This is a genomic window from Conexibacter sp. W3-3-2, from assembly GCF_009707605.1.
Classification (GTDB): Bacteria; Actinomycetota; Thermoleophilia; order Solirubrobacterales; family Solirubrobacteraceae; genus Paraconexibacter; species Paraconexibacter algicola.
This window is the reverse complement of record NZ_WLYW01000001.1, coordinates 14389-35483: the sequence shown is the minus strand read 5'-3', so window position 1 is coordinate 35483 and position 21095 is coordinate 14389. Positions and strand designations below refer to the sequence as shown.

The following is a 21095-nucleotide window of genomic DNA, read 5'->3' as shown; positions in this document are numbered from 1 at the left end:
GTGGCCTACGCGATCGGTAGCCGCGGGTTGAAGCCGAAGAACAGGAACGTCATCGTCATGTTCAGGACGGTCACGAGGATCAGGTTCACGGCCATCGACTGCGCGGTCGCCGTCCCCACCTCCACGGGACCCCCGCGGACGCGGTAGCCGAAGTAGAGCGCGACGGTCACGACCCCGGCGCTGATCACGAGCCCCTTGATGAACGAGAAGACGATGTCCATCGGGTTGGTGACCGTGTAGTAGACGAACTCCCAGGTGCCCTGCGAGACCGTCTGGCTGCGCACGTACGAGCCGATCCAGGAGGCGCCCTCGGCCGCCCCGAGCGAGATGAGATAGAGGATCGGCAGGACGATCGCGGAGGCGAGCATCCGGGTGGAGACCGTGAAGGCCAGCGACGGGATGCCGATGATCTCCATCGCGTCGACCTCCTGGTTGACGCGCATCGCGCCGAGCTGGGCGACGATGCCGCCGCCGACCTTCGCGGCGAGGATGAAGCCGAAGAGGAACGGCACGATCTCGCGGTTCACGCAGAACGAGCTGAAGATCGGCCCGGTGACGCTCGCGCCGATCGCCTGCCCGATCGACTCGGCGGCGATGCCGCACGCGGCGCCGACGATGAAGCAGATGAAGATGATGACGAGGGCGCTGCCGGCGACGAGGAAGCCGACCTGGCGCAGCACCTCGGCGGTGAACTTCGGCAGGTGGCGGAACGCGGCGATCGCGCGGACGACGAACGTCGCGTACTCGCCCGCGGCGTCGATCACCGGGACCTTGCGCGGCTTCTCGATCGCCTTCATCAGCGGCGAGCGGGGCGGCTCCGGGGTGACGCTCATATGAGGAAGTTCACCTCCGGGAAGAACGCCTCGAAGAGCGTCGTGTAGACGAGCGTCACGACCCCGACGACGACGAGCGACGAGACGACGGACTCGTTGACCGCCTTCCCGACGCCCTCGGCGCCGCCGCCGACCTGCATGCCCTTGTAGGCGGCGATCAGGCCGATGAGGATGCCGAACAGCGTGAGCCGCACGACGCTGCCCCACAGGTCGAGGAAGTGCGTCAGCAGCAGCAGCTGGTCGAAGAACGCCTGCGTCGTGTTGCCGTACAGGAACACGGTCGCGCAGTAGGTGCCGGCGACGCCGGCCCAGAACGTCAGCAGCGCGAGCACGGGCATCCACAGGGCGAGGCCGACGACGCGCGGCATGATCAGGTTGCGGATCGGGTTGACCCCGAGCACCTCGAGCGCGAGCAGCTCCTGGCGGATCTTCCGCGCCCCGATCTCGGCGGTGATCGTCGCGCCCAGCGTGCCGGCGACGATCGCGGCGGTGAGGATCGGGCCGAGACCGCGCAGGAACGCGATCGGCGCCGCGCCGGAGATCCGGTCGACCGCGCCGAACGCGGCGGCCAGCGAGCCGCCCTGGATGCCGATCGTCGAGAAGCCGACGACGAACGAGACGATCATCGCGGGCAGCAGGGTCGCCTGGAAGGCGAACACGTACTGGCGCACGAACTCCGTCCGCCACGAGAGACCGGGCGTGAAGATCTGCGCGGCGACCTTGATCCCGAGCGCGGCGGTGCCGCCCGAGTTCTGCACCCACGATCCGGGTGGGATGTCCGTGCGCGTGAACGCCTTCCTGGCGGCCGCGACCGGACCGGTCATGCCTCTCCCCTGAGCACGGCGAGCATCCTAGACACTTGTGTACATACGACGCAACGTGGACGTGTCACCGCGGGTCGCGGACTATGCTCGGACGGTGAGCGAGCCGAACCCCGAGTGGCTGATCCTGGCGATCACGCTGATCGCGCTCGCGATGGCGCCGCTGGCCTCCAAGCTCGTCCGTGACGTCGGCGACCGCGTCTCCGGCGAGTCCGGAGGCGGAGCCCCGACCGACGAGGCGGCCGAGCGGCGCGCCCGCGACGAGGAGATCGGCCAGATGCTCGAGGCGCGCGCCTACATCCGCGCGCGCCGCGGCGAACAGGACGGGACCGCCCAGGACGCCGTCGCGCCTCCCGCCGCCGACGACGGGCTGCGCGAGGAGGTCCGGCAGGTGGTCGTCGCCGGGAACGAGCGGCGGGCCCGGATGGGCGAGCCGCCGCTGGACGTCGAGGCCGAGGTGGAGCGCCGGCTGGCGCGACTGCTCGGCGGCGCCGACGCGGGCTGACGCCCGCGTCCCGGCGGCGATCAGTCCATCGCCAGCGGCCCGGTGGGCGCCGCGTTGAGGAACTGGTGCACGAACGGGTTCTCGGACTCGAACAGCTCGTCGGCGGGCCCGGACTCGACGATCCGGCCGCGCCACAGCACCGCGATGTAGTCGGCGACGGTGCGGGCCGTGCCGAGGTGGTGGCTGATGATCACGTAGCAGCCCTTGTTCTCGGCGTGGATCTCCTGCACGAGCTCGCACAGCAGCGCCGTGCGCACCGGGTCCAGGCCCGAGTCCGGCTCGTCGAAGAAGACGATGTCCGGGTCGAGCACGAGCGCGCGCGCGAACCCCGCGCGCTTGCGCATGCCGCCGGAGAGCTCGTTGGGCATCTTCTCCGCGGCGTGCCCGAGCCCGACCTCCTTGAGGCGGCGGTTGACGATCGCGGCGATCTCGTCCTCCCCCTTGTCGGTGTGCATCCGCAGCGGGAAGGCGGTGTTGTCGTAGATGTTCATCGAGCCGAACAGCGCGCCGTCCTGGAACAGCAGGCCGAAGCGCTTGCGCAGCTCCAGCAGCTCGTCCTCGCGCATGTTCGGGACCGACTGCCCGTGCACGAGGATGTCGCCCGCGTCGGGGCGCATGAGACCGACGATCAGGTTGATGAGGACCGACTTGCCGGTGCCGGAGGGGCCGAGCAGCATCGAGACCTGGTCGTCGGGGAACGCGAGGTTCAGCCCGTTCTGGATCCGCATGCGCCCGAACTGCTTGACGACGTCGACCACCTCGATCGCGTCGCGGCCCGTGTGCTTGCGCTTGGCCCCGGTGTGCCACGAGTACGGGTTGGCGTCACCCGGCTCGATGCCCGGCACCGTGTAGTCGACGTGCAGGCGCGTGCCCGGGATCGGCTCGTAGTAGGCGCCGGAGTCCTCTTCGTGCTGCTCAACCACTTCCCTGTCCTCCCCGGACGACGAAACGGCCGCGCGGATGCGCGATCGCGCAGACGATACCCGAACCCTCCGTCGATGTTCACTGGTGTACGTTAGGCCGCGATGCGGGAGCGAGCGGGAGAGCGCGGCGCCGGTCGGGGACCGGTCCCCGGGGTCGTCGCGGCCGTCGGCTGCCTGGTGCTCGCCGGCTGTGGCGCGCAGCCCAGCGGGGACGTCGACGAGCGCGCGGCGACCTACGAGGTCGAGGTCGTGCGGGCCGCGTTCCCGGAGCAGCAGCGCGTCTCGCTGACCTCCGATCTGGTGCTGACGGTCCGCAACCGCGGCGACCGCGACCTGCCCGAGCTCGCCGTCACGGTCTGGACCGGGAACGCCGGCGTCGAGGCGCCCAAGCCCGAGAAGCCGTTCTCCCTGCCGGCCGCCGACGCCCGCGCGGGCGATCGCGCGGTCGCGGTGTGGGTGCCGACCCCCGGCTTCCCGAAGATCCGGCCCGCGGGCGCAGCGGACGACGCCGCGCTGGCACGCCGGCCGGACGGCGGCGCCGAGGTCGCGCAGACCGACACGTTCGCGTTCGGGCCGCTGGCGGCCGGGGCGACCCGCACGGTCGTCTGGCGGGTCACCGCGGTCCGGGCCGGGCGCTACCGCCTGAACTACGCGGTCGCCGCCGGCCTCGCCGGCCGTGCCCGCGCGGTCGACGCCACCGGCGCCACGCCCGCGGGCCGGCTGCCGGTCCGCATCACCGCCGCACCGTCGGGCTGCGTGGTCGACGACAGCGGACGCACCAGCGGCGACTGCGACGACTGACCGGGCGGCCGCGACCGACGCCCCGACACGGCCGCGGGTGAGCGGCTCCTCAGGTCGTGCGCACCACGAGCACGTTGCACGGCGCGTGGTGGGTGATCTTGTTCGGCACGCTGCCCAGCAGGAAGCGCGCCGCGCCGGTCATGCCCTTGTTGCCGACGACGATCAGGTCGGCCCCCTGCTCGTCGGCGATCCTCAGGATGGCGTCCGCCGCCTCGCCCTCGCGCGCCAGCGGCGTCACGACCGGGATGTCGTACTCGGCGACGCTCGCCACGTCGGCCTCGAGGCCGGCGAGCGCGTCGCCGCGCGGGCCGACCGGGCGGGCGACGTCGGCGGGCAGGCCCGCCGGGCTGCGGTCCTCGAGCGTCGGCTCGTACGCGGTGGCGGAGTCCCGGGGCTCCCTTGCCGTAGTAGGCGCGGACGATCAGCAGCTCGGCCCCGGTCACGGCGGCCAGCTCGGCGGCCTCGCGCACCGCCTCGCGCGCGGTGGGCGACCCGTCGGTCCCGACGACGATCTTCTTCGGCATGGCGCAACCCTACCCCCGGCCCGCAGGCCGGGATGAGAGCCGCGTCACAGGCCGCCCGCGGGGCGGCGTCAGGCCGACTCGGCGGCGGGCGCGTCGTCCTCGGGCGCCGCCTCGGTGACGAGCGTCGGCGCGCGGCCGGCGTCGATCGTCTCCTTCGTCACGACGCACTTCTTCACGTCGCGACGGGACGGCAGCTCGAACTGCACGTCCAGCAGCGTCTCCTCGATGATCGACCGCAGGCCGCGGGCCCCGGTCTCGCGCTCGAGCGCCTTGTCGGCGACCGCGGTGAGCGCGTCGTCGGAGAAGACGAGCTCGATCCCGTCGAAGGAGAAGAACCGCTGGAACTGCTTGACGAGCGCGTTGCGCGGCTCGGTGAGGATCGTGATGAGGTCCTCGCGCGTGAGCTGGTGCACCGCGCTCACGACCGGCAGGCGGCCGATGAACTCGGGGATCAGCCCGTAGTTGACGAGGTCCTCGGGCAGGACCTTCGCGAACACCTCGGGGTTGGCGGCCTCCTCGGCGCGCTCCAGCGAGGCGCCGAAGCCGATGCCCTTGTTGCCGATGCGCCGCTCGATGACCTTGTCGAGGTTCGCGAACGCGCCACCGCAGATGAACAGCACGTTCGTCGTGTCGATCGACAGGAACTCCTGGTGGGGGTGCTTGCGTCCCCCCTGCGGCGGCACCGAGGCGGTCGTGCCCTCGAGGATCTTCAGCAGCGCCTGCTGCACGCCCTCGCCCGACACGTCGCGCGTGATCGACGGGTTGTCGGCCTTGCGGGCGATCTTGTCGACCTCGTCGATGTAGATGATCCCCGTCTCGGCCTTCTTGACGTCGTAGTCGGCCGCCTGGATGAGCTTCAGGAGGATGTTCTCGACGTCCTCGCCCACGTAGCCGGCCTCGGTGAGGGCGGTGGCGTCGGCGATCGCGAACGGCACGTTGAGGATGCGGGCGAGCGTCTGCGCGAGCAGCGTCTTGCCGCAGCCGGTCGGACCGAGCAGCAGGATGTTCGACTTCTGCAGCTCGATGTCCGAGTCCTGCGCCTGCATCATCTGCACGCGCTTGTAGTGGTTGTAGACCGCCACCGAGAGGGCGCGCTTGGCCTCGTCCTGCCCCACGACGTACTCGTCGAGGACGCCGAAGATCTCCTTCGGCTTGGGGAGGTTGTCCAGGTCGAACGTCGGCGGTGCCGTGAGCTCCTCGTCGATGATCTCGTTGCAGAGGTCGATGCACTCGTCGCAGATGTAGACGCCAGGCCCGGCGATGAGCTTCTTCACCTGGCGCTGCGACTTGCCGCAGAAGCTGCACAGCAGCTGTTCGTTCGAATCGGTCGGTCGAGCCATGCTCTCTCTCCCTCGCGGTGACGGCGGGCGGGTGCCCCGGAGCTAGTGCTCCGAGATCACCCGGTCGATGATCCCGTAGGCGGCGGCCTCTTCGGAGGACATGAAGTAGTCGCGCTCGGTGTCGTTCTTCACCTTCTCCAGGCTCTGCCCGGAGTGGTGGGCGATGATCTCGTCGAGCTTCGCGCGCAGGTCGATGACCTCCTTCGCGTGGATCTCGATGTCGGTCGCCTGGCCCTGGAAGCCGGAGGAGACCTGGTGGATCATGACCTTGGAGTTCGGCAGCGCCATGCGCTTGCCCTTGGCGCCGCCGGAGAGCAGCAGGGCCCCCATCGACATCGCGATGCCGACGCAGATCGTCGACACGTCGGGCTTGATGAACTGCATCGTGTCGTAGATGGCGAGGCCCGCGTACACGGAGCCACCCGGCGAGTTGATGTACAGCGAGATGTCCTTGTCCGGATCCTCGCTCTCCAGGTGCAGGAGCTGCGCGACGATCAGGTTCGCGATCTGGTCGTCCACGGGCGTGCCGAGGAAGATGATGCGCTCGCTGAGCAGACGGCTGTAGATGTCGAAGGCACGCTCGCCTCGCGACGTCTGCTCCACGACCATGGGGACAAGGGGACTCATGTTCCTCGCTTCTGTTTCGCTCGTACCACCGGAATCCTCCCGCCGGTCGACGAGATTCTGCGTTCCGATCGGATCAGCCTAGCAACGGGCCACCGGCGGTCCGGCAGCCCTGTCATCGGCCCGGACCGGCCGGGACTGAAGTCCGCTGGCGCGGGCGGTCCCGCCGCCGCGTCTCAGGCGTCGGCGGAGGCGTCCGGCTCGTCCGCCGGGGCGGGCACCGGGGTGGCGTGCTCGACGAGGAAGTCGAGCGCCTGGCGCTGCGCCAGGTCGTCCTTGATCTCCGCCAGGCGGCCCTGCTGCTCGAGCTTGTCGCGGAGCTTCTCGACCGCCATCTTCTCCTGCGCGGCGCTCGGCCCGAGGACGTCCAGGACGTCGCCGTCGGACGGCTCGATGCCCTCGGCGGCGACGACCGCGGCGATCACCGCGTCGCGGCGCAGCGCCTGCTCGGCGTCGGGCTTGGCCTGCTCCAGGACGGCCTCCTCGGACTGGCCGGAGATCTGCATGTACATCTCGCGCGAGATGCCCTGGTGGGAGAGCGAGTGGAGCATGCGGTCCCACATCTCGCGGGCGCGCGCCTCGATCAGCGCGTCCGGGACCTCGACGGTCGCGTTGGCGACGACCGCGTCGAGGACCGCCTCGCGGTACTCGTTCTCCGCCCGCCCCTCGGCGGCCTCGGTGATCTTCTTGCCGAGGTCCTCGCGCAGCTCGGCGAGCGAGTCGAAGCCGGCGGCGTTCTCGGCGAACTCGTCGTCGAGCTCGGGCAGCTCCTTGGCCTTGACCTCCTTCACGGTCACGGCGAAGACCGCGTCCTTGCCGGCCAGGTGCTCGGCCTGGTAGTCCTCGGGGAAGGTCAGCTCGACGGACACCTCGTCGCCGGCGGAGGCGCCGGTGAGCTGGTCCTCGAAGCCGGGGATCAGCTGGCCGGAGCCGAGCTCGATCATCTGGTCGCGACCGGCGCCGCCCTCGAACAGCTCGCCGTCGATCGAGCCCTCGTAGTCCATGACCACGAAGTCGCCCTCCGCGGCGGCGCGCTCGACGGTCTCCAGGCGCGCCATGCGCTGGCGCAGCTGCTCGACCTCGGCGTCGATCTGGGCGTCGGTGGCCTGCGGGTCCTTCTTCGGCGCCTCGACGCCCTTGTAGTCGCCCAGCGTGGCCGTCGGGCGCACGCCGATCTCGACGGTGAAGGTCAGCGCCTCCCCGTCGGCGGGCAGCTCGCCGAGGTCGACCTGCGGCTCGCCGATCGGCACGACGTCGCCGGCGTCCAGCGCCGCGACGTACCAGCGGCTGAGCGAGTCGCGGATGGCCTCGTCCAGGACGGCCTCGCGGCCGAGCTGCTTGATCACCAGCGCGGGCGGCACCTTGCCCTTGCGGAAGCCGGGGAGCCGGAAGTCGCGGCCGAGCTTGCGGGCGGCCTGGTCGACCCGCGCGCTGACCTCCTTCGCGGAGACCTCGGCCTCGATCTTCACCCGGGACTCGGGGAGCTCGGAGACGGTGGCGGTGACAGGGGTGCTCTTCGTGGCGGCCATGGACCTGACAAGGTACCCGGGAATGGCGTCCCGGCACCCGCTGACCCTCCCCGAGCGCGCGGCGGCGCGGCTGCTCTGCGGCCCGGTCGGGCACCTCGCGGCCGGTCTCGTGGACTGGGTCGTGCTGCTCTCGCGCTACGCGTGGGCGCGGGCGCGCGGCCGCACGCTCGCCTAGACGGACGGCGTCGTCGCCGGGCCGCGGCACTCAGCGCTCGAGCGCGAAGAGCGGCCAGCGGCCAGGGACGCCCTTGAGCTCGTGGTCGCCGCGCGGCTCCCACGAGAGCCCGGCGCCGACGACCGTGCCGTAGGTCGTGCCGGAGGCGAGCACCTCGTCGGCCGCCGCCAGTGCCGCGACGCGCGCGGCGATGTGGACGGCCATGCCGCCGACGTCGCCGCCGATCCGCTCGCACTCCCCCGTGTGCAGGCCGGCGCGGACCTGCACGCCGAGCGGGCGGACCGCCTCGACGATCGCGGCGGCGCACCGCACGCCCTGCGACGGGGGCCCCTCGAAGACCGCCAGGAACGCGTCCCCGATCGTCTTGACCTCGCGGCCGCCGTAGCGGTGCAGCTGCGCGCGGACGGCGGCGTCGTGCTCGGCGAGCAGGTCGCGCCAGCGGCCGTCGCCGATCCGCGACGCGGTCCCGGTGGCGTCGACGACGTCGGTGAAGAGCACGGTCAGCAGGTCGCGGTGCACCGCCGCGCCGGTGCGCCCGCCGGTGAGGAACTCCTCGACCTCCCCGATCAGGACCTCGCTCTCCCCCGCGGCGGGCAGCGAGTCCTCCCCGGGCAGCTCGACGAGCCGGGCCCCGTAGATCCGCTCGGCGGCGTAGCGGGAGTGGCGCACGTCGATGAGGCGGTCGGCCGTGCGGTGCAGCACGAGCGCGGGCACGCGCACGTGCGCGAGCAGCGGCCGCACGTCGACCTCCTGGAAGCGGGCGAGCGCGTCGCGGAAGCGGCCGGGGCTGGCCGAGGAGCGCTCGAGCCGGCCGAGCCACTCGCGCAGGCGGTCGTCGTCGACGTGGCTCGGCGCGATCCGCTCCAGGTTGCCGCCGGTCCCCCACCACTCGAGCAGCTGCGCGCTGCGCTCCTCGCGCTCCCGGGCGCTCATCGCCCACGTGTAGTCGTCGTCGGCGATCGCCCGGTACATGCACGCGTAGAGGACCAGGCCGCTGATGCGCTCCGGGTGGGCGACCGCGGTCTGCACGGCCAGCGGCCCGCCCGCCGCGTACGCGAACACGGCGGCGCGCTCGCTGCCGACCGCGTCCAGGACGGCGAGCAGGTCGCCGATCTCGGTCTCCAGCGGCACGCCGGGCGGCGCCGGGTCCGACAGACCCAGGCCGCGCCGGTCGACGAGGACGATCCGGCAGAAGGAGGACAGGCGCTGCAGGTAGCGCTGGATCAGCGGCGACTCGAGCAGCACCTCGACGTGCGAGATCAGGCCGGGCAGGAAGACGACGTCGGTGGGACCGTCGCCGACCACGCGGTACGCGACGGTCGTGTCGCCGTTCGTCGCGTACCGGGTCCCCGAGTCCTCCACGGCGCAGAAGGATAGGCGCGGCCGGGCGGGCGCTCAGTCCATGGTGAAGACGATCTTGCCGAAGACGTCCCCGTCGACCATCGCGCGGAAGCCGCGGGCGGCGTCGGCCAGCGGCATCGTCTCCTGGATCACCGGGCGCACGCCGCTGGTCGCGCACAGCTGCACGAGCCGCGCGAGCTCCTCGCGCGAGCCCATCGTCGAGCCGAGGACCCGCAGCTGCAGGAAGAACACGCGCATCAGCTCCGCCGAGGGCGCCTCGCCGCTGGTGGCCCCGGAGACGACCAGCGCACCGCCGGGCTTGAGGCTGCGCAGCGAGTGCGCCCAGGTCGCCTCGCCGACCGTCTCGAGGACCGCGTCGACGCGCTCGGGCAGCCGCGCCCCGATCTCGAAGACCCGGTCGGCCCCGAGCTCCAGCGCGCGGGCGCGCTTCTCCTCGCTGCGCGAGGTCGCCCAGACGCGCACGCCGGCGGCCGCGCCGAGCGCGATCGCCGCGGTCGACACGCCACCGCCCGCACCCTGGACCAGCACCGTCGAGCCCGGCTTGGCGTCGGCGCGCACGAACAGCATCCGGTAGGCGGTCAGCCACGCGGTCGGCAGGCAGGCCGCGTCCGCGAAGGACAGCTCCGCCGGCTTGGGGATGAGGTTGGCCCGCGGGACCGCGACCTGCTCGGCGAACGTGCCCGGATGGCGCTCGGACAGCAGCGAGCGGCGCGGGTCGAGCGTCTCCTCCCCGGACCAGGCCGGGTCGCCGATCACGCCGTGGACGACGACCTCGTTGCCGTCCTGGTCGACCCCGGCGGCGTCACAGCCGAGGATCATCGGCAGCTGCTCGGCCCGCAGGCCGACGCCGCGCAGCGACCACACGTCGTGGTGGTTCAGCGACGCGGCCTTCACGGTCACGGTCGTCCAGCCCGCAGGCACCTCGGGCTCCGGGCGCTCCCCCACCTCCAGGGCGGCGAGCGGGTCGGCGTCGTTAGCGGTGGCGGCGTAGGCGGCGAGCATGGCCCCAGCCTATGAGAGGGTGGGCGCCGACATGAGCTCGCCCGAGATCCCCTTCGCCAACTACCAGTACGAGATCTACCTGCGCGGCAGCATGATGAACCAGCGCCCGCGCCGGCCGCTGGACTGGCAGCGCCTGGAGGAGCAGGCCGCCGCGACGCTCGCCCGCGGCCCCTGGGGCTACATCGCGGGCGGTGCCGGGCGCGGGGACACGATGCGCGCCAACCAGGCGGCGTTCGACCGCTGGGCGCTGTCGCCGCGGATGCTGCGCGACGTCGCGCAGCGCTCGACCGCGCGGACCGTCCTGGGGACGCCGCTGCCCGCCCCGGTGCTGCTCGCGCCGATCGGGGTGCAGACGCTCGCCCACCCCGACGGCGAGCTCGCCACCGCGCGTGCGAGCGCGCGCACCGGGGTGCCGCTCGTCACGTCCTCGGCGTCGAGCTTCACGTTCGAGGAGATCGCCGAGGCAAGCGGGGACACGCCGCGCTGGTACCAGCTGTACTGGCCGAAGGACCGGACCATCGCGACGTCGTTCATCCGGCGCGCCGAGGCCGCCGGGTACGGCGCGCTGGTCGTCACGCTCGACACCTGGCTGCTCGGCTGGCGGCCGATGGACCTCGACGAGGGGTTCCTGCCGTTCCTGTGGGGCGAGGGCAACGTCAACTACCTCCAGGACCCGGCGTTCCGGGCGCTCCTGGCCGCCCCGCCCGAGGAGGACATGCAGGCGGCGATCGGGCAGTTCGCGTTCCAGTTCTCCAACCCGGCGGTCACCTGGGAGGACCTCGCGTTCCTGCGCGAGACCACCGAGCTGCCGATCGTGCTCAAGGGCATCCTGCGCGCCGACGACGCGCTGCTGGCCGCCGAGCACGGCGTCGACGGGGTGATCGTCTCCAACCACGGCGGCCGCCAGGTCGACGGGGCGATCGGCGCGCTCGCCGCGCTGCCCGAGGTCGTGGACGCGGTCGGCGACCGGCTCGAGGTGCTCTTCGACTCGGGCATCCGCGGCGGCTCGGACGCGCTGAAGGCGCTGGCGCTCGGCGCCCGCGCCGTGCTGCTCGGCCGGCCGTACATGTGGGGGCTGGCGACCGGTGGCGAAGACGGCGTCGTCGACGTCGTGCGGTCGCTGCTGGCCGAGCTCGACCTCGCGATGGCCCTCACCGGCCACCGCACGATCGACGACGTCGACCGCAGCGCCCTGGTCGCCACCCCGTGAGCGGGAGCCCGCCCGCGCACGTCCGCGAGGTCCTCACCACCACGCGGGTGTGGGCGGTCGTCGGCTGCTCGCCCGACCCGTCACGGGACTCGCACCGGATCGCCGCGCTGCTGCAGTCGCGCGGCTACGAGGTGATCCCGGTGAACCCGCGCGAGCGCGAGATCCTCGGACAGCGCGTCTATCCGCGCGTGACCGACATCCCGGCCGAGCGCGGCGTCGAGGTCGTCGACGTGTTCCGTCGCAGCGAGGACGCGGGCGCCCACGTCGACGAGGCGATCACGATCGGCGCCCGCGCCGTCTGGCTGCAGCTCGGCGTGGTCGACGAGGCGGCCGCCGCGCGGGCGACCGCGGCCGGGCTCACGGTCGTGATGGACCGCTGCCCGGCGATCGAGCTGCCACGCCTCTGACCCGTCACGGCTCAGTCGTGCCGCTCCGGGGCGCAGCGCGTCCGGGGCGGCACGGACCGGCCGTCAGGTCGCGGGCACGACGCCCGCCTCCACCGCGGCGGCGCGGTAGACCTCCGCGAGCGACTCCACGGTGGCGTGCGCGTTCAGGCCGCTGGGGTTGGGCACGACCCACAGCGGCGTCCCGGCGAACGGTCCGTCGAGCCGGTCGGGCTGGCGGCCCGCCTGCGCACGGCGCTCCCCGAACGCGTCGCGGTACGCGGTGATCCCGGCGATCGCGACCACGGCCGGGCGGCGCTCCCGCACGAGCCCGAGCAGGCGCTCCCCGCCGGCCCGCAGCTCCTCCGCGGTCAGCTCGTCGGCGCGCGCGGTCGCGCGGCGCACGAGGTTCGTGATCCCCACGCCGCGCTCGACGAGGTGGGCGCGGTCCGCGTCGGACATGCCGCGCGCCCGGTCGATCTCGTGGGCGGTGATCCCGGCACGGTGCAGCGCCGGGTAGAAGCGGTTGCCCGGATGGGCGAAGTGCGTCTGCACCGCCGCGGTCCACAGGCCCGGGTTGATGCCGACGAACAGCAGCCGCAGCCCCGGCCCGAGCAGGTCGGGCACCTCGGTGCCACGGAAGGCGTCGAGCTCGGCGCGGGAGAACGAGGGACGGGCGCCCGGCACGCCGCTCAGGCGCCGTGGAGCTCGGCCAGCCGCCGGTGCGCGAGCGCGACGGCCGCCGCCCCGTCCCCGACCGCGCCCGCGACCCGCTTGGTGGACCCGGAGCGCACGTCCCCGGCCGCGAACAGGCCCGGCACGAGCGTCTCGAGGTGCAGCGGGTCGCGGTCCAGCGGCCAGCCGTCCGGGCGTCGCCCGTCACGCAGCAGGTCCGGGCCGGTCAGCAGGTAGCCGGCGGCGTCGGTCGCGACCCCGTGGTGGGAGGCCCAGCCGGTGCGCGGCGTCCCGCCGATGCAGAGGAACAGCGCGCGGGCCGGGACCTGCTCGGTGGCCCCGTCGCGGTGGCGCAGGGTGACCGCGGCGAGCGTGCCGTCGTCGGCGGCGTGCACCGCCACGACCTCGGTGCGCAGCTGCACGTCGATCAGCGGATGCTCGGCGATCCGGTCGACGAGGTACTGGGACATCGTCGCGCCGAGCCCCTCACCGCGCACGGCCATGCGCACCCGGGCGCCCGCGTTGCCGAGGTCCATGACCGCCTGCCCGGCGGAGTTGCCCGCCCCGACCACGACGACGTCGTCGCCACCGCAGTGGCGGGCTTCGCTACGCCCCGCCCCGTAGTAGACGCCGCGCCCGAGCAGCTCCTCGACGCCCTCGACCTCCAGGCGCCGCCAGAGCATGCCGGGGGCCGCGATGACGATGTCGGCCGTGACCGCGAGGCCGCCCTCCAGCTCGAGGGTCGTGCGTTCCCCGGGCGCGAAGCGGCTGCCGACGACGGGACGCAGGAACGACAGCTCCGCGCCGAAGCCCTCCGCCTGCCGGCCGGCGAGACGCGCGATCTCCGCCCCGCCGATGCCGCCCGGGAAGCCGAAGAAGTTCTCGATCAGCGAGGTGTGCGAGGCCTGCCCGCCCGGCACGTCGCGCTCGAGCACGACGGTGGACAGCCCGTCGGAGGCGGCGTACACGGCGGCGGCGAGCCCGGCCGGACCGGCCCCGATCACCGCGAGCTCGTAGTGGTCGCGCGCGGGCGGCGCGGTCATCGCCCACGCCTCGACGAGCCGCTCGACGGTCGCGCGCGTCACCGTCTCGCCGCCGCAGCGCACGACCGGCAGGGCGACGTCGGCGGGCAGGTCGGCGAGCAGCGCGTCCGCCTCCCCGGACCCCGCCTCGACCCAGCGGTGCGGCTGCGCGGTGCGGGTGAGGAAGTCGCGCAGGCGATGGTCCTCCGGGTCGTGGCGTCGCCCGACCACGACGACGTCGTCGCGGACGGGGCTCATCCGCCGACCGCCCGGAACATGACCGCGTCGACGTAGCACCAGCTCCAGTCCTCGCCCGGCTCGACCGAGCGGGCGACGGGGTGGCCGGTCTCCTCGTGGTGGCGCGTCGCGTGCGTGCTCGGCGAGCTGTCGCAGCAGGCGACGTGCCCGCACTCCTGGCACATCCGCAGGTGCACCCAGGTGCCGCCGACCGGAAGGCATTCGGCACACCCCGGGACCGGGTCGGGCGGATCCACGATCCGCAGCTCGTCGGCGTGCGCGCAGCGGGGCATGCGCCCAATCTACGGACCCTGTCCAGCCGCTACGGTCGGCCCGTGCCCGGACCGCCCGACGACGCCCTGCTGAGCCCGCCCGAGGTGGCCGCGTGGCTCGACGTCGACGAGGCGTGGGTCGCGCGCGCGATCGCGCGCGAGGACCTGCCGGTGATGGGCTTCCGCTCGTGCGGCACGCCGGTCGTCGCGGTCGGGGAGGTCCGCGCCTGGCTGCGGCGGCCCGACCCGCACGGCGACGAGACCTGACCGGCCGGGTGGCCCGGTGGCGCTCCGCGGCCGTATCCGGGTGGATGCCCCGCCCGATCGAGCACCGCGCCCACCTGCCCGCCGACCCGGCGGTCGTGCACGACCTGCTGGTCGACATCGCGGCCTGGCCGGCGTGGTCGCCGCACGTCGCGTCCAGCGAGCCGTCGAGCGGTCGCTGCGCCGCCGGGATGACGGTCGTGACCCGCGCGTTCTTCTCCCCCGGTCGCGACCCCGATGCACGTCGACTGGGTCCGCGAGGGCGCGGGCATGGGCTGGCACTCGCGGGCCCTCGGGCACGTGCTGCGCTACGAGGACCGCGTCGTCGCGGCGGTGGGCGGCGGCACCGACGTGCACTTCGTGGCGCGACTCGAGGGCCCGGCGGCCGGGCTCCTGACCGCGCTCGCCCGGCCGTTCAGCACGCTCGGGATGCGCCGGCGGATCGAGCGACTCGGCCGTGTCGCGGCGGCGGTCGGACCGCGGCGGGACACGCGGCGCGGGGTGGCGGCGTGAGCGTCGCCGACGCGTCCGCGCCACGTCCGGCGACGGCGCCGGTCGCGGTCGCGTGGACCGCGGCGGTCGCCGCGACGGCCGCCGTCGGGGGACTCGGGACCGACGTGTCGTCGCGCTGGTACCGGCGCCTGGCGCTGCCGTCCTTCCAGCCGCCCGGGCCGGCGTTCGGGATCGTCTGGACGGTCCTCTACGCGCTGATCGCGATCGCCGCCACGCGCGCGACCGTCGCCGCCCGCGACGGGGACGAGCGGCGCCGGATCGTCTGGGCGTTCGCCGCGAACCTGCTGCTGAACGTCGCCTGGACCTGGATCTTCTTCCGCGGCCACCGGGCCGGCGCGGCCGGCGTCGAGATCCTCGCCCTCCAGGCCAGCACGCTGCTGCTGATCCGGCAGCTCGTCGCGGTCGACCGCACCGCCTCGCGCCTGCTCGTCCCCTACGCGGCCTGGGTCGGCTTCGCCACCGTGCTCACCTGGACGATCGCGATCCGCAACCGCTGAGCACCCCGGCCGGGCATTCGGCCTCTGCACGACGAAGTCCCCGCCGGAGCAGGGACCTCAAGAGGGGTGAGCGACGGGACTCGAACCCGCGACCGCCTGGACCACAACCAGGAGCTCTACCAACTGAGCTACGCCCACCACGCGTGCCGCCAGTCTAACCGTCACCGGCGCACGGTGACGGCCGGGCAGAAAAGCGCCCTCGCGACGAGTGGCTCGTCCGAGGGCATGTCGTCCCCGGCGGGTAGAGGCCCCCTGGGAACGCCGAGACAGGGTAGCGCGCACTCAGCGGGCGCGTTCGGCGGCCGGCGGCCGGCCGTGACCCAGGCGCCGGGCGGCCACCGCGAGCTGCAGCAGCAGCACGTCGGCCGGATCGCGGAACGACAGGCCCGTGAGTCGGGCGATCGCCGCGAGCCGGTGGTCGACCGAGTTGGCGTGGAGGTGCAGGACCTCGGCGGTCCGTCGCCGGCGGAGGTCCAGCTCCACGTGCCGCTGGAGCGTCTGCACGAGGTCCACGCCCCGGGAGGCGTCGTGGTCCTCCAGCGGCCCGAGCACGCTGCGCTGGAGCGCCCGGCGAGGTCCGGCCGGGCCAGCAGCAGCAGCTCGAGGAGACCGTCGACCGGGTCGAGGATGCCGCGCCGTCCAGCCGCGAGGGCGACGTCCGTGAGCGACACCAGCGGCGGCACCTGCGCCGCCAGCTCGGGGACGCCGGTGAGCTCCCCGACCGCGGCCACCCCACGCAGGCCGGCGAGCCCCTGGAGCGTCGGCTCGGCTCCCTGCTCCTCCCCCGCCCAGGCCCAGGACCACCGCTCCGCGGGCGATCGCGACCCGCCCCTCCCCGCGGAGGTCCATCGCGACGGACCGGGCGAGGGAGGGCGTGACGGCGCGGTACACCACCGGCCGCACGAGACTCCCGCGCGCGAAGCCGGCCGCCGCCGCGAGGCCCTCCACGATCCAGGGCGACGGCTCCCCCGCCAGGAGCGCCTCACCGAGCGCCTCGCGCGGCGCCTGCGCGACCGTCTCGCCGTCACCGACCCGCCGCGCGAGCGCGGCCAGCGGGACGAGCGCGGTGCACCGGTCCGCCGGCCGGGAGGCGCGCTCCGGGCCGGCCGCCGCCCAGCGGCCCTCCAGCTCGGCGCCGACCGCCCGCAGCAGCGCGCCGCCCGACGCGCTCGCGCCTGCGCGTGCCAGCGCGTCGGCGAGCAGGTCGGCCGCGACCGAAGCCCGGGCGCCGCGGCGCGCGGCGGCCAGCGCCTCCACCCGCTCGCCGAGGGACACGGGACCGCGGTCGCCGCGCTCCGCGACGGGGCGGCCCGCGGGAACGGTCGGCGGCTCGGGCAGCCGCTCCGACCGCACGGCCAGCAGCAGGGCCGTCCGGCCGCGCCAGGTCCGCAGGTCGACCCCGAGGGTCGACCCGAGCCGTCCCAGCCGGTAGCGCACGGTCTCCCGGTGCAGTCCGAGCGTCTGCGCCGTCGCCCGGACGTCGCAGCCCTCACGCAGGTACACGCGGGCGGTCGCGAGGTCCGCCTCGGGCGCGCCCCCGGCGAGCACCCGCCGCACGCGCGCACGGATCGCCCGATGGACCTGCGGACAGGAGAGCAGCAGCCGCTCGGCGACGTGGTCGCGCTCGTCGAACACGAAGGACGGGTCGGTCGGATCCGCGCGGCGCAGGACCTCGCGCAGGCGCGAGGCGCGGGCCGGGACCGCATCCGGATGGCTCGTCGTCTCCGCCGCGAGCAGGACCCCCGGCCCCGGGGACGGCAGGCCGGCGGCCGGGACCCGCGCGACCACGTGGTCGGCCAGCAGCGTCGCCTCGACCCCGGCCGACCGCAGCTCGGCGGCCAGCGCCGCGTGCTCGCGCACCCCTCCCCCGGGCCGCAGCGCCACCGCGAGCCGCGCGGATCGCGGATCCGCCGCCGGTGCGGCCACCGGCACGGCGGCGGCCAGCAGCTGCTCCCGGGACCGGCGCTCCTGCGTCCCGGTCCCCACCGCGGGATCCGCCAGCCGGTCGAGCACCGCGGCGACGATGCCCGGGACGGCGCCCAGCGGTCCGGCCGCGGCGGCGAGCGCGGGAAGCTCGTCGATCCGGGCGGCCGCGACCAGGCACTCCCAGACGGCGGCGGCCTGCAGGGCGGGGATCGCCGCGACGACGTCGGCGGGGAGGCCCAGCAGCGCGACGAGGTCGACCGCCGCCTCCGCCGGCACGTCGGTGTCCCCGGGCGCCAGGCGGCGCTGCTCGACCAGCAGGTCGACCACCAGGACGCGCACGGCCCGCGCCAGCGCCGGGACACCGGCCGTGAGCGTCGCGGTCGGGAGCGGGGCCGCAGCGGGCATGGCGGCGCAGATCCGGTCGATCGCGCCGCGATCCACGTCGTCCCAGCGCACCTCGGACGCCAGCCGGCCCACGAGCTCGCCGCGGTCGACGGTCGGCTCGACCGCCTCCGCCCCGCCCCTCCGGCAGCGTCACAACGAACCGCCCGCCGGGGAGTGACGTCGCCGCAAGCTCCGGCACGCCGCCGCGCCTATACTCGCTCCGCCGCACGGCGCCCTCACCCGCTCGCGCCCGTCCTGCACCGGCACCCCGCGGCCCCGCCGTGCGCCCGTCCCATGCCGTCCCGCGCACCCACAGACACCCGCTCCGCCGGACGCACGAGCGCCCAGCGGCGCGGATCGGGACGGTGGCGAGGACGACGCGGCACGGTGTCCCGGAACCCTGTCGTCCCGCCGCGTGCCCCGGGCTGGCCCGCGGCCCAACGCCGGCCGGACCCGTTGTGCAGCGGACCAACGGCGGCCGGCCCGTCACGGAGCGCGCGGTGAGCGAGCTCTCCCCGGACGCCCGAGCGGCGATCCGCGATGCCGCACGGGCGATGGCGAGCCGGCTGGACGAGATCCACGGCGCGGTCGTCGCCGCCACGCTCGAGCGGGTCCCCGTGGACGCGGACGGCTCCCACCTCGTGACCAGCCTCAGCGACATGGTCACCGCCAACCTCATGGCGTTCATCGCCACCGTCGGCGGCCGCCTGGAGGTCACGGCGCACGAGCCACTGCCGGAGGAGCGCAAGTGGGCGGCGAACCTCGCCCGTGCCGGCCGCGAGCCGTCCGATCTGCTCGCCGCGCACCGGACGATCCAGGCCGAGCTCGAGGCGCAGTGGCGCCGCGGTCTGCGGGAGCAGGCGTCCGACCTCGAGACGTTCGCGGACGCGGACGCGGCGACCGCGCAGGTGCTCTTCCAGATGGTCGACCGCGTCCTGCCCGAGCTGATGGCCCACCACGCCGCCACCTCGGCCGCCGACCCGCCGGTGATCGCCCTGCGGCGGGGCTCGACGATCCGCAGCCTCCTCGCGGGCCACGACGTGGACGTCGCCGAGGCGAGCGCACGACTGCACTACGAGCTGGACCGCTGGCACGTCGCGCTCGCCGCACGGGTCACGGACGACGCCACCGCGGGAGGAGCAGCTCGAGCGGGTGGTGGGCGCCGTGCGGGCAGCCACCGGCCGACGGCCGCTCGCGACCCGGGCGGGCTCCGACGTCATCCACGTCTGGGCGGGCTTCGACGGCGAGCCCGAGCGGGTCGCGATCCCGCCGGTCGCCGGCGCGGTCGTGGCGCTCGGCCGAGCGGCGCGGGGGCTCGACGGCTTCCGTCGCAGCCGGCACGAGGCCGTCCGGGCGCTCGATCTCGCGATCGACCTCGGTCGCGCACCCGGGACCGTGACGGACTACGCGGAGGTCGAGGTGCTGTCGCTGCTGTACGCGGACCGGCCCCAGGCGCGGCGGTTCGTCGACGAGGTGCTCGGCCCACTGATCGAGGCCGACGCGACCGGCGCGCTCGTGACCACGATGGAGGTGCTCTACGACGAGCACCTCAACTCGGCGCGCGCCGCCGAGCGCCCGGCGTCCACCGCAACACCATCACCTACCGTCTGCGGAAGGTGCTCGAGCTGACCGGCGCGTCCCACCCCCTGACGCTGCGCCTGCGGGTGGCGGTCGCGCTCGCGCCCGCGGTCCTTTCCGGCGTCCCCTCCCCCTGCGTCGCGGGGAGCACCGACCGATGAGCCGGTCGGGACGCCCGCAGGACCTGCGGTGGGCCGCGCGACGGCTCCTGCGCGACGTGTCGCGGGCGGTCCGGCGGCCGCCGGCGCCCACGGGACCGGCGCGCGCCCCGATGGGCGACCCGGTGCTGGCCGCGCTGCGGGTCCGACGATCCTGACCGGCGCGCCGGTCTTCCTGGCCCTCTTCCTGCTCTTCCTCGTGACGTCGCCGACGCCGGTGCGCGTCCTGCCCGCGCTCCTGATCGCGGGCACGATCATCCTCGGCCCGCTCGCGATCGGCGTGCAGCACGTCCGCCACGGCCCGTACCCGCGCAACCGGGCCTACCAGTCCGCCGCGGTCGGCTTCACGGTCGCGGCCGGCGCCGCGATCGCCGCGCTGGGCCCCGGGCCGTCGACCGCGTTCTCGGTGACGATGTCCTTCGGGGTGATCACCCTCATCGTGCTCGCCCTCGACGGCCGCTGGCTCGCCGGCGCCGCCCTCGGCCACGCCGCGGCGTGGCTCGGGACCGGCTGGCTGCTCAACGACCCGGGGACGGACGCGCTGCTGACCGGCGCCGTCGTGCAGGGCGGCGCGCTCACGGTGCTGCTGCTCGCCGGGCGGATCTTCTCCGATCACGTCCTCGTCGCCGCGACGGCCAACGAGGCGGCGCGGCGCGCCCAGGCGGAGGCCGAGCTCGCCCGGGTCCAGGAGCGGCAGCGGCTCTCCGAGGCGCTGCACGACCACGCGCTGCAGCTCGTGATCACCGCGCTGCAGGACCTCGCGGAGGCCGAGACCGACGACCCCGCGGTCCTCGAGGCCCACCAGCGGATCGACGACGCCGTCCGCGCGCTGCGCGGCCTGAGCGTGACGATGAACGAGGGGCTGCTCGCGGAGCTCGCGCCGCGGGTCGCGCTCGAGTACGTGGTCGCCGAGGCCCGCGGCGACGGACGTCTGGAGATCGACCTCGACGTCGAGCCCGACGTGCACCGTCGGCACACGGTGCTCCTCGTCGAGTCGGCCCGGGAGCTCCTGGCGAACGTCCGGCGCCACGCCAACGCGAGCCGGGCGACGGTGCGCGTGGCGCTGCGCGACGGCGAACTGGAGCTGGCCGTCGAGGACGACGGGGTGGGCTTCGACGAGGCGGCGGTCGCCGCGGCCGGCGACGCCGGGCACGTCGGGATCTGGCGCCTGCGGCGCCACGCCCGGGTCCTCGGCGGGGCCTTCACGTTGTCCCGCCGCCCCGGTGGCGGGACGCGCGCCGCGCTGCGCGTCCGCGACCGCCGCTGACGGCCCCGTCGGGGTCCGCACGGGCAGCGGCCCGTCGACCACGCACGCGGACCGTGCCGCCGGACGCCCCGATCTCCAGTCCCGTCCCCCGCCGTCCGGCCGCGTGCTCGCACGCCCGCGCGACCGGTCGGGCGGACCGTCGGCGCGCGACCGCTGCCGCCCGAAGCCCTGGAGTCGCGACCGCCGTGGGGGCCGACGGACCCGCCCCGGGAACGACGGCGGCCCCGCCGGGGGAAGCGGGGCCGCCATCCTTCGTGCAGTCCTACCCGG

General features: G+C 74.6%; 24 protein-coding genes, 1 tRNA gene and 2 pseudogenes. 12 read left to right on the top strand and 15 right to left on the bottom strand.

What is annotated here, in order from left to right:
* Positions 1–5: 5 nt before the first annotated feature.
* Together GKE82_RS00210 and GKE82_RS00205 are read right to left on the bottom strand one after the other, a co-directional pair.
* On the bottom strand, positions 6–833 hold the full coding sequence (locus GKE82_RS00210; protein ID WP_154731964.1) for an ABC transporter permease: 828 nt from the start codon (positions 831–833) through the stop codon (positions 6–8).
* Positions 830–1657 carry an ABC transporter permease gene (locus tag GKE82_RS00205; protein ID WP_107570016.1) on the bottom strand — a complete coding sequence of 276 codons (828 nt, stop codon included), beginning with the start codon at positions 1655–1657 and terminating at the stop codon, positions 830–832. The genes GKE82_RS00210 and GKE82_RS00205 overlap by 4 nt, the downstream gene beginning before the upstream one ends.
* A gap of 94 nt (positions 1658–1751) precedes the next feature.
* Here GKE82_RS00205 and GKE82_RS00200 point away from each other — a divergent pair, with 94 nt between their 5' ends.
* A complete protein-coding gene (locus GKE82_RS00200) occupies positions 1752–2159 on the top strand; it encodes a hypothetical protein (protein ID WP_154731963.1) in 408 nt (135 codons plus the stop codon).
* Positions 2160–2179: 20 nt separating this feature from the next.
* On the opposite strand, the gene GKE82_RS00195 is transcribed toward GKE82_RS00200, so the two are convergent.
* Positions 2180–3082, bottom strand: coding sequence for an ABC transporter ATP-binding protein (locus tag GKE82_RS00195; RefSeq protein WP_233243891.1), 903 nt, complete (start codon positions 3080–3082; stop codon positions 2180–2182).
* Between the two features lie 102 nt (positions 3083–3184).
* Between GKE82_RS00195 and GKE82_RS26710 the strand changes: the two genes are divergently transcribed.
* Positions 3185–3883 (top strand): hypothetical protein, encoded by a 699-nt coding sequence (locus tag GKE82_RS26710; protein WP_196188997.1) that lies wholly within the window; start codon positions 3185–3187, stop codon positions 3881–3883.
* A gap of 49 nt (positions 3884–3932) precedes the next feature.
* Here the strand turns inward: GKE82_RS26710 and GKE82_RS30315 are convergent, their stop codons facing one another.
* From GKE82_RS30315 to tig, 5 genes and pseudogenes are all read right to left on the bottom strand, one after another.
* On the bottom strand, positions 3933–4154 hold the full coding sequence (locus GKE82_RS30315) for a universal stress protein (protein WP_309233282.1): 222 nt from the start codon (positions 4152–4154) through the stop codon (positions 3933–3935).
* 145 nt (positions 4155–4299) lie between these two features.
* Positions 4300–4407: pseudogene (locus GKE82_RS29615) on the bottom strand (universal stress protein); the annotation flags it as partial.
* Positions 4408–4475: 68 nt separating this feature from the next.
* On the bottom strand, positions 4476–5747 hold the full coding sequence (gene clpX, locus GKE82_RS00185; protein ID WP_107570020.1) for an ATP-dependent Clp protease ATP-binding subunit ClpX: 1272 nt from the start codon (positions 5745–5747) through the stop codon (positions 4476–4478).
* 42 nt (positions 5748–5789) lie between these two features.
* On the bottom strand, positions 5790–6443 hold the full coding sequence (gene clpP, locus GKE82_RS00180) for an ATP-dependent Clp endopeptidase proteolytic subunit ClpP (RefSeq protein ID WP_284690355.1): 654 nt from the start codon (positions 6441–6443) through the stop codon (positions 5790–5792).
* Between the two features lie 104 nt (positions 6444–6547).
* Entirely contained in the window at positions 6548–7900 is a 1353-nt protein-coding gene (tig, locus tag GKE82_RS00175; RefSeq protein WP_107570022.1) for a trigger factor, read from the bottom strand.
* A gap of 22 nt (positions 7901–7922) precedes the next feature.
* On the opposite strand from tig, the gene GKE82_RS00170 reads away from it, so the two are divergent.
* Positions 7923–8075 carry a hypothetical protein gene (locus GKE82_RS00170; RefSeq protein ID WP_154731961.1) on the top strand — a complete coding sequence of 51 codons (153 nt, stop codon included), beginning with the start codon at positions 7923–7925 and terminating at the stop codon, positions 8073–8075.
* Between the two features lie 30 nt (positions 8076–8105).
* Here GKE82_RS00170 and GKE82_RS00165 read toward each other — a convergent pair whose 3' ends face one another.
* Complete coding sequence (locus GKE82_RS00165) at positions 8106–9437, bottom strand: adenylate/guanylate cyclase domain-containing protein (RefSeq protein ID WP_154731960.1); 1332 nt, start codon at positions 9435–9437, stop codon at positions 8106–8108.
* A 33-nt stretch (positions 9438–9470) separates the two neighbouring features.
* Positions 9471–10439 carry a zinc-binding dehydrogenase gene (locus GKE82_RS00160; protein ID WP_154731959.1) on the bottom strand — a complete coding sequence of 323 codons (969 nt, stop codon included), beginning with the start codon at positions 10437–10439 and terminating at the stop codon, positions 9471–9473.
* 31 nt (positions 10440–10470) lie between these two features.
* Here GKE82_RS00160 and GKE82_RS00155 point away from each other — a divergent pair, with 31 nt between their 5' ends.
* A complete protein-coding gene (locus GKE82_RS00155; RefSeq protein WP_154731958.1) occupies positions 10471–11649 on the top strand; it encodes a lactate 2-monooxygenase in 1179 nt (392 codons plus the stop codon).
* Positions 11646–12056 carry a CoA-binding protein gene (locus GKE82_RS00150; protein ID WP_309233281.1) on the top strand — a complete coding sequence of 137 codons (411 nt, stop codon included), beginning with the start codon at positions 11646–11648 and terminating at the stop codon, positions 12054–12056. Before GKE82_RS00155 ends, GKE82_RS00150 begins: the two co-directional genes overlap by 4 nt.
* Positions 12057–12119: 63 nt before the next feature.
* On the opposite strand, the gene GKE82_RS00145 is transcribed toward GKE82_RS00150, so the two are convergent.
* From GKE82_RS00145 to GKE82_RS00135, 3 genes are read right to left on the bottom strand one after another with little or no spacing between them, the layout of a single operon-like run.
* On the bottom strand, positions 12120–12719 hold the full coding sequence (locus GKE82_RS00145) for a mismatch-specific DNA-glycosylase (RefSeq protein ID WP_107570027.1): 600 nt from the start codon (positions 12717–12719) through the stop codon (positions 12120–12122).
* 5 nt (positions 12720–12724) lie between these two features.
* Positions 12725–13987, bottom strand: coding sequence for an NAD(P)/FAD-dependent oxidoreductase (locus tag GKE82_RS00140; RefSeq protein WP_154731956.1), 1263 nt, complete (start codon positions 13985–13987; stop codon positions 12725–12727).
* Positions 13984–14259 carry a UBP-type zinc finger domain-containing protein gene (locus tag GKE82_RS00135; protein WP_154731955.1) on the bottom strand — a complete coding sequence of 92 codons (276 nt, stop codon included), beginning with the start codon at positions 14257–14259 and terminating at the stop codon, positions 13984–13986. Before GKE82_RS00135 ends, GKE82_RS00140 begins: the two co-directional genes overlap by 4 nt.
* A 42-nt stretch (positions 14260–14301) precedes the next feature.
* Here GKE82_RS00135 and GKE82_RS00130 point away from each other — a divergent pair, with 42 nt between their 5' ends.
* From GKE82_RS00130 to GKE82_RS27605, 3 genes are all read left to right on the top strand, one after another.
* On the top strand, positions 14302–14505 hold the full coding sequence (locus GKE82_RS00130) for a DNA-binding protein (RefSeq protein ID WP_107570030.1): 204 nt from the start codon (positions 14302–14304) through the stop codon (positions 14503–14505).
* Between the two features lie 234 nt (positions 14506–14739).
* Positions 14740–15015, top strand: coding sequence for a hypothetical protein (locus GKE82_RS27610; RefSeq protein WP_230316062.1), 276 nt, complete (start codon positions 14740–14742; stop codon positions 15013–15015).
* Positions 15012–15512, top strand: coding sequence for a TspO/MBR family protein (locus GKE82_RS27605; protein WP_309233280.1), 501 nt, complete (start codon positions 15012–15014; stop codon positions 15510–15512). The genes GKE82_RS27610 and GKE82_RS27605 overlap by 4 nt, the downstream gene beginning before the upstream one ends.
* A 65-nt stretch (positions 15513–15577) precedes the next feature.
* Here GKE82_RS27605 and GKE82_RS00120 read toward each other — a convergent pair.
* Together GKE82_RS00120 and GKE82_RS00115 are read right to left on the bottom strand one after the other, a co-directional pair.
* Positions 15578–15650: transfer RNA gene (locus tag GKE82_RS00120), tRNA-His, on the bottom strand.
* Positions 15651–15794: 144 nt separating this feature from the next.
* Positions 15795–17915, bottom strand: coding sequence for a helix-turn-helix domain-containing protein (locus tag GKE82_RS00115; protein WP_154731954.1), 2121 nt, complete (start codon positions 17913–17915; stop codon positions 15795–15797).
* A 1047-nt stretch (positions 17916–18962) separates the two neighbouring features.
* Here GKE82_RS00115 and GKE82_RS00110 point away from each other — a divergent pair.
* The 4 genes and pseudogenes from GKE82_RS00110 to GKE82_RS00100 all read left to right on the top strand — a co-directional run.
* Positions 18963–19451, top strand: a pseudogene (locus GKE82_RS00110) (hypothetical protein); the annotation flags it as partial.
* Entirely contained in the window at positions 19439–19561 is a 123-nt protein-coding gene (locus GKE82_RS29610; RefSeq protein WP_255450652.1) for a hypothetical protein, read from the top strand. The pseudogene GKE82_RS00110 and the gene GKE82_RS29610, both read left to right, overlap by 13 nt.
* A complete protein-coding gene (locus GKE82_RS00105) occupies positions 19558–19716 on the top strand; it encodes a hypothetical protein (protein WP_154731952.1) in 159 nt (52 codons plus the stop codon). The genes GKE82_RS29610 and GKE82_RS00105 overlap by 4 nt, the downstream gene beginning before the upstream one ends.
* Positions 19717–19757: 41 nt before the next feature.
* A complete protein-coding gene (locus tag GKE82_RS00100) occupies positions 19758–20825 on the top strand; it encodes a sensor histidine kinase (RefSeq protein ID WP_154731951.1) in 1068 nt (355 codons plus the stop codon).
* Positions 20826–21095: the final 270 nt, after the last annotated feature.

Bases quoted from the DNA above. Each gene is read 5' to 3' on its own strand.
- tig (WP_107570022.1), bottom strand. From the start codon at position 7,900: ATGGCCGCCACGAAGAGCACCCCTGTCACCGCCACCGTCTCCGAGCTC.
- GKE82_RS00160 (WP_154731959.1), bottom strand. From the start codon at position 10,439: ATGCTCGCCGCCTACGCCGCCACCGCTAACGACGCCGACCCGCTCGCC.
- GKE82_RS27610 (WP_230316062.1), top strand. From the start codon at position 14,740: ATGCACGTCGACTGGGTCCGCGAGGGCGCGGGCATGGGCTGGCACTCG.
- GKE82_RS00170 (WP_154731961.1), top strand. From the start codon at position 7,923: ATGGCGTCCCGGCACCCGCTGACCCTCCCCGAGCGCGCGGCGGCGCGG.
- GKE82_RS00155 (WP_154731958.1), top strand. From the start codon at position 10,471: ATGAGCTCGCCCGAGATCCCCTTCGCCAACTACCAGTACGAGATCTAC.
- GKE82_RS00210 (WP_154731964.1), bottom strand. From the start codon at position 833: ATGAGCGTCACCCCGGAGCCGCCCCGCTCGCCGCTGATGAAGGCGATC.
- GKE82_RS00105 (WP_154731952.1), top strand. From the start codon at position 19,558: ATGAGCCGGTCGGGACGCCCGCAGGACCTGCGGTGGGCCGCGCGACGG.
- GKE82_RS00205 (WP_107570016.1), bottom strand. From the start codon at position 1,657: ATGACCGGTCCGGTCGCGGCCGCCAGGAAGGCGTTCACGCGCACGGAC.
- GKE82_RS26710 (WP_196188997.1), top strand. From the start codon at position 3,185: ATGCGGGAGCGAGCGGGAGAGCGCGGCGCCGGTCGGGGACCGGTCCCC.
- clpX (WP_107570020.1), bottom strand. From the start codon at position 5,747: ATGGCTCGACCGACCGATTCGAACGAACAGCTGCTGTGCAGCTTCTGC.
- GKE82_RS00135 (WP_154731955.1), bottom strand. From the start codon at position 14,259: ATGCCCCGCTGCGCGCACGCCGACGAGCTGCGGATCGTGGATCCGCCC.
- GKE82_RS00140 (WP_154731956.1), bottom strand. From the start codon at position 13,987: ATGAGCCCCGTCCGCGACGACGTCGTCGTGGTCGGGCGACGCCACGAC.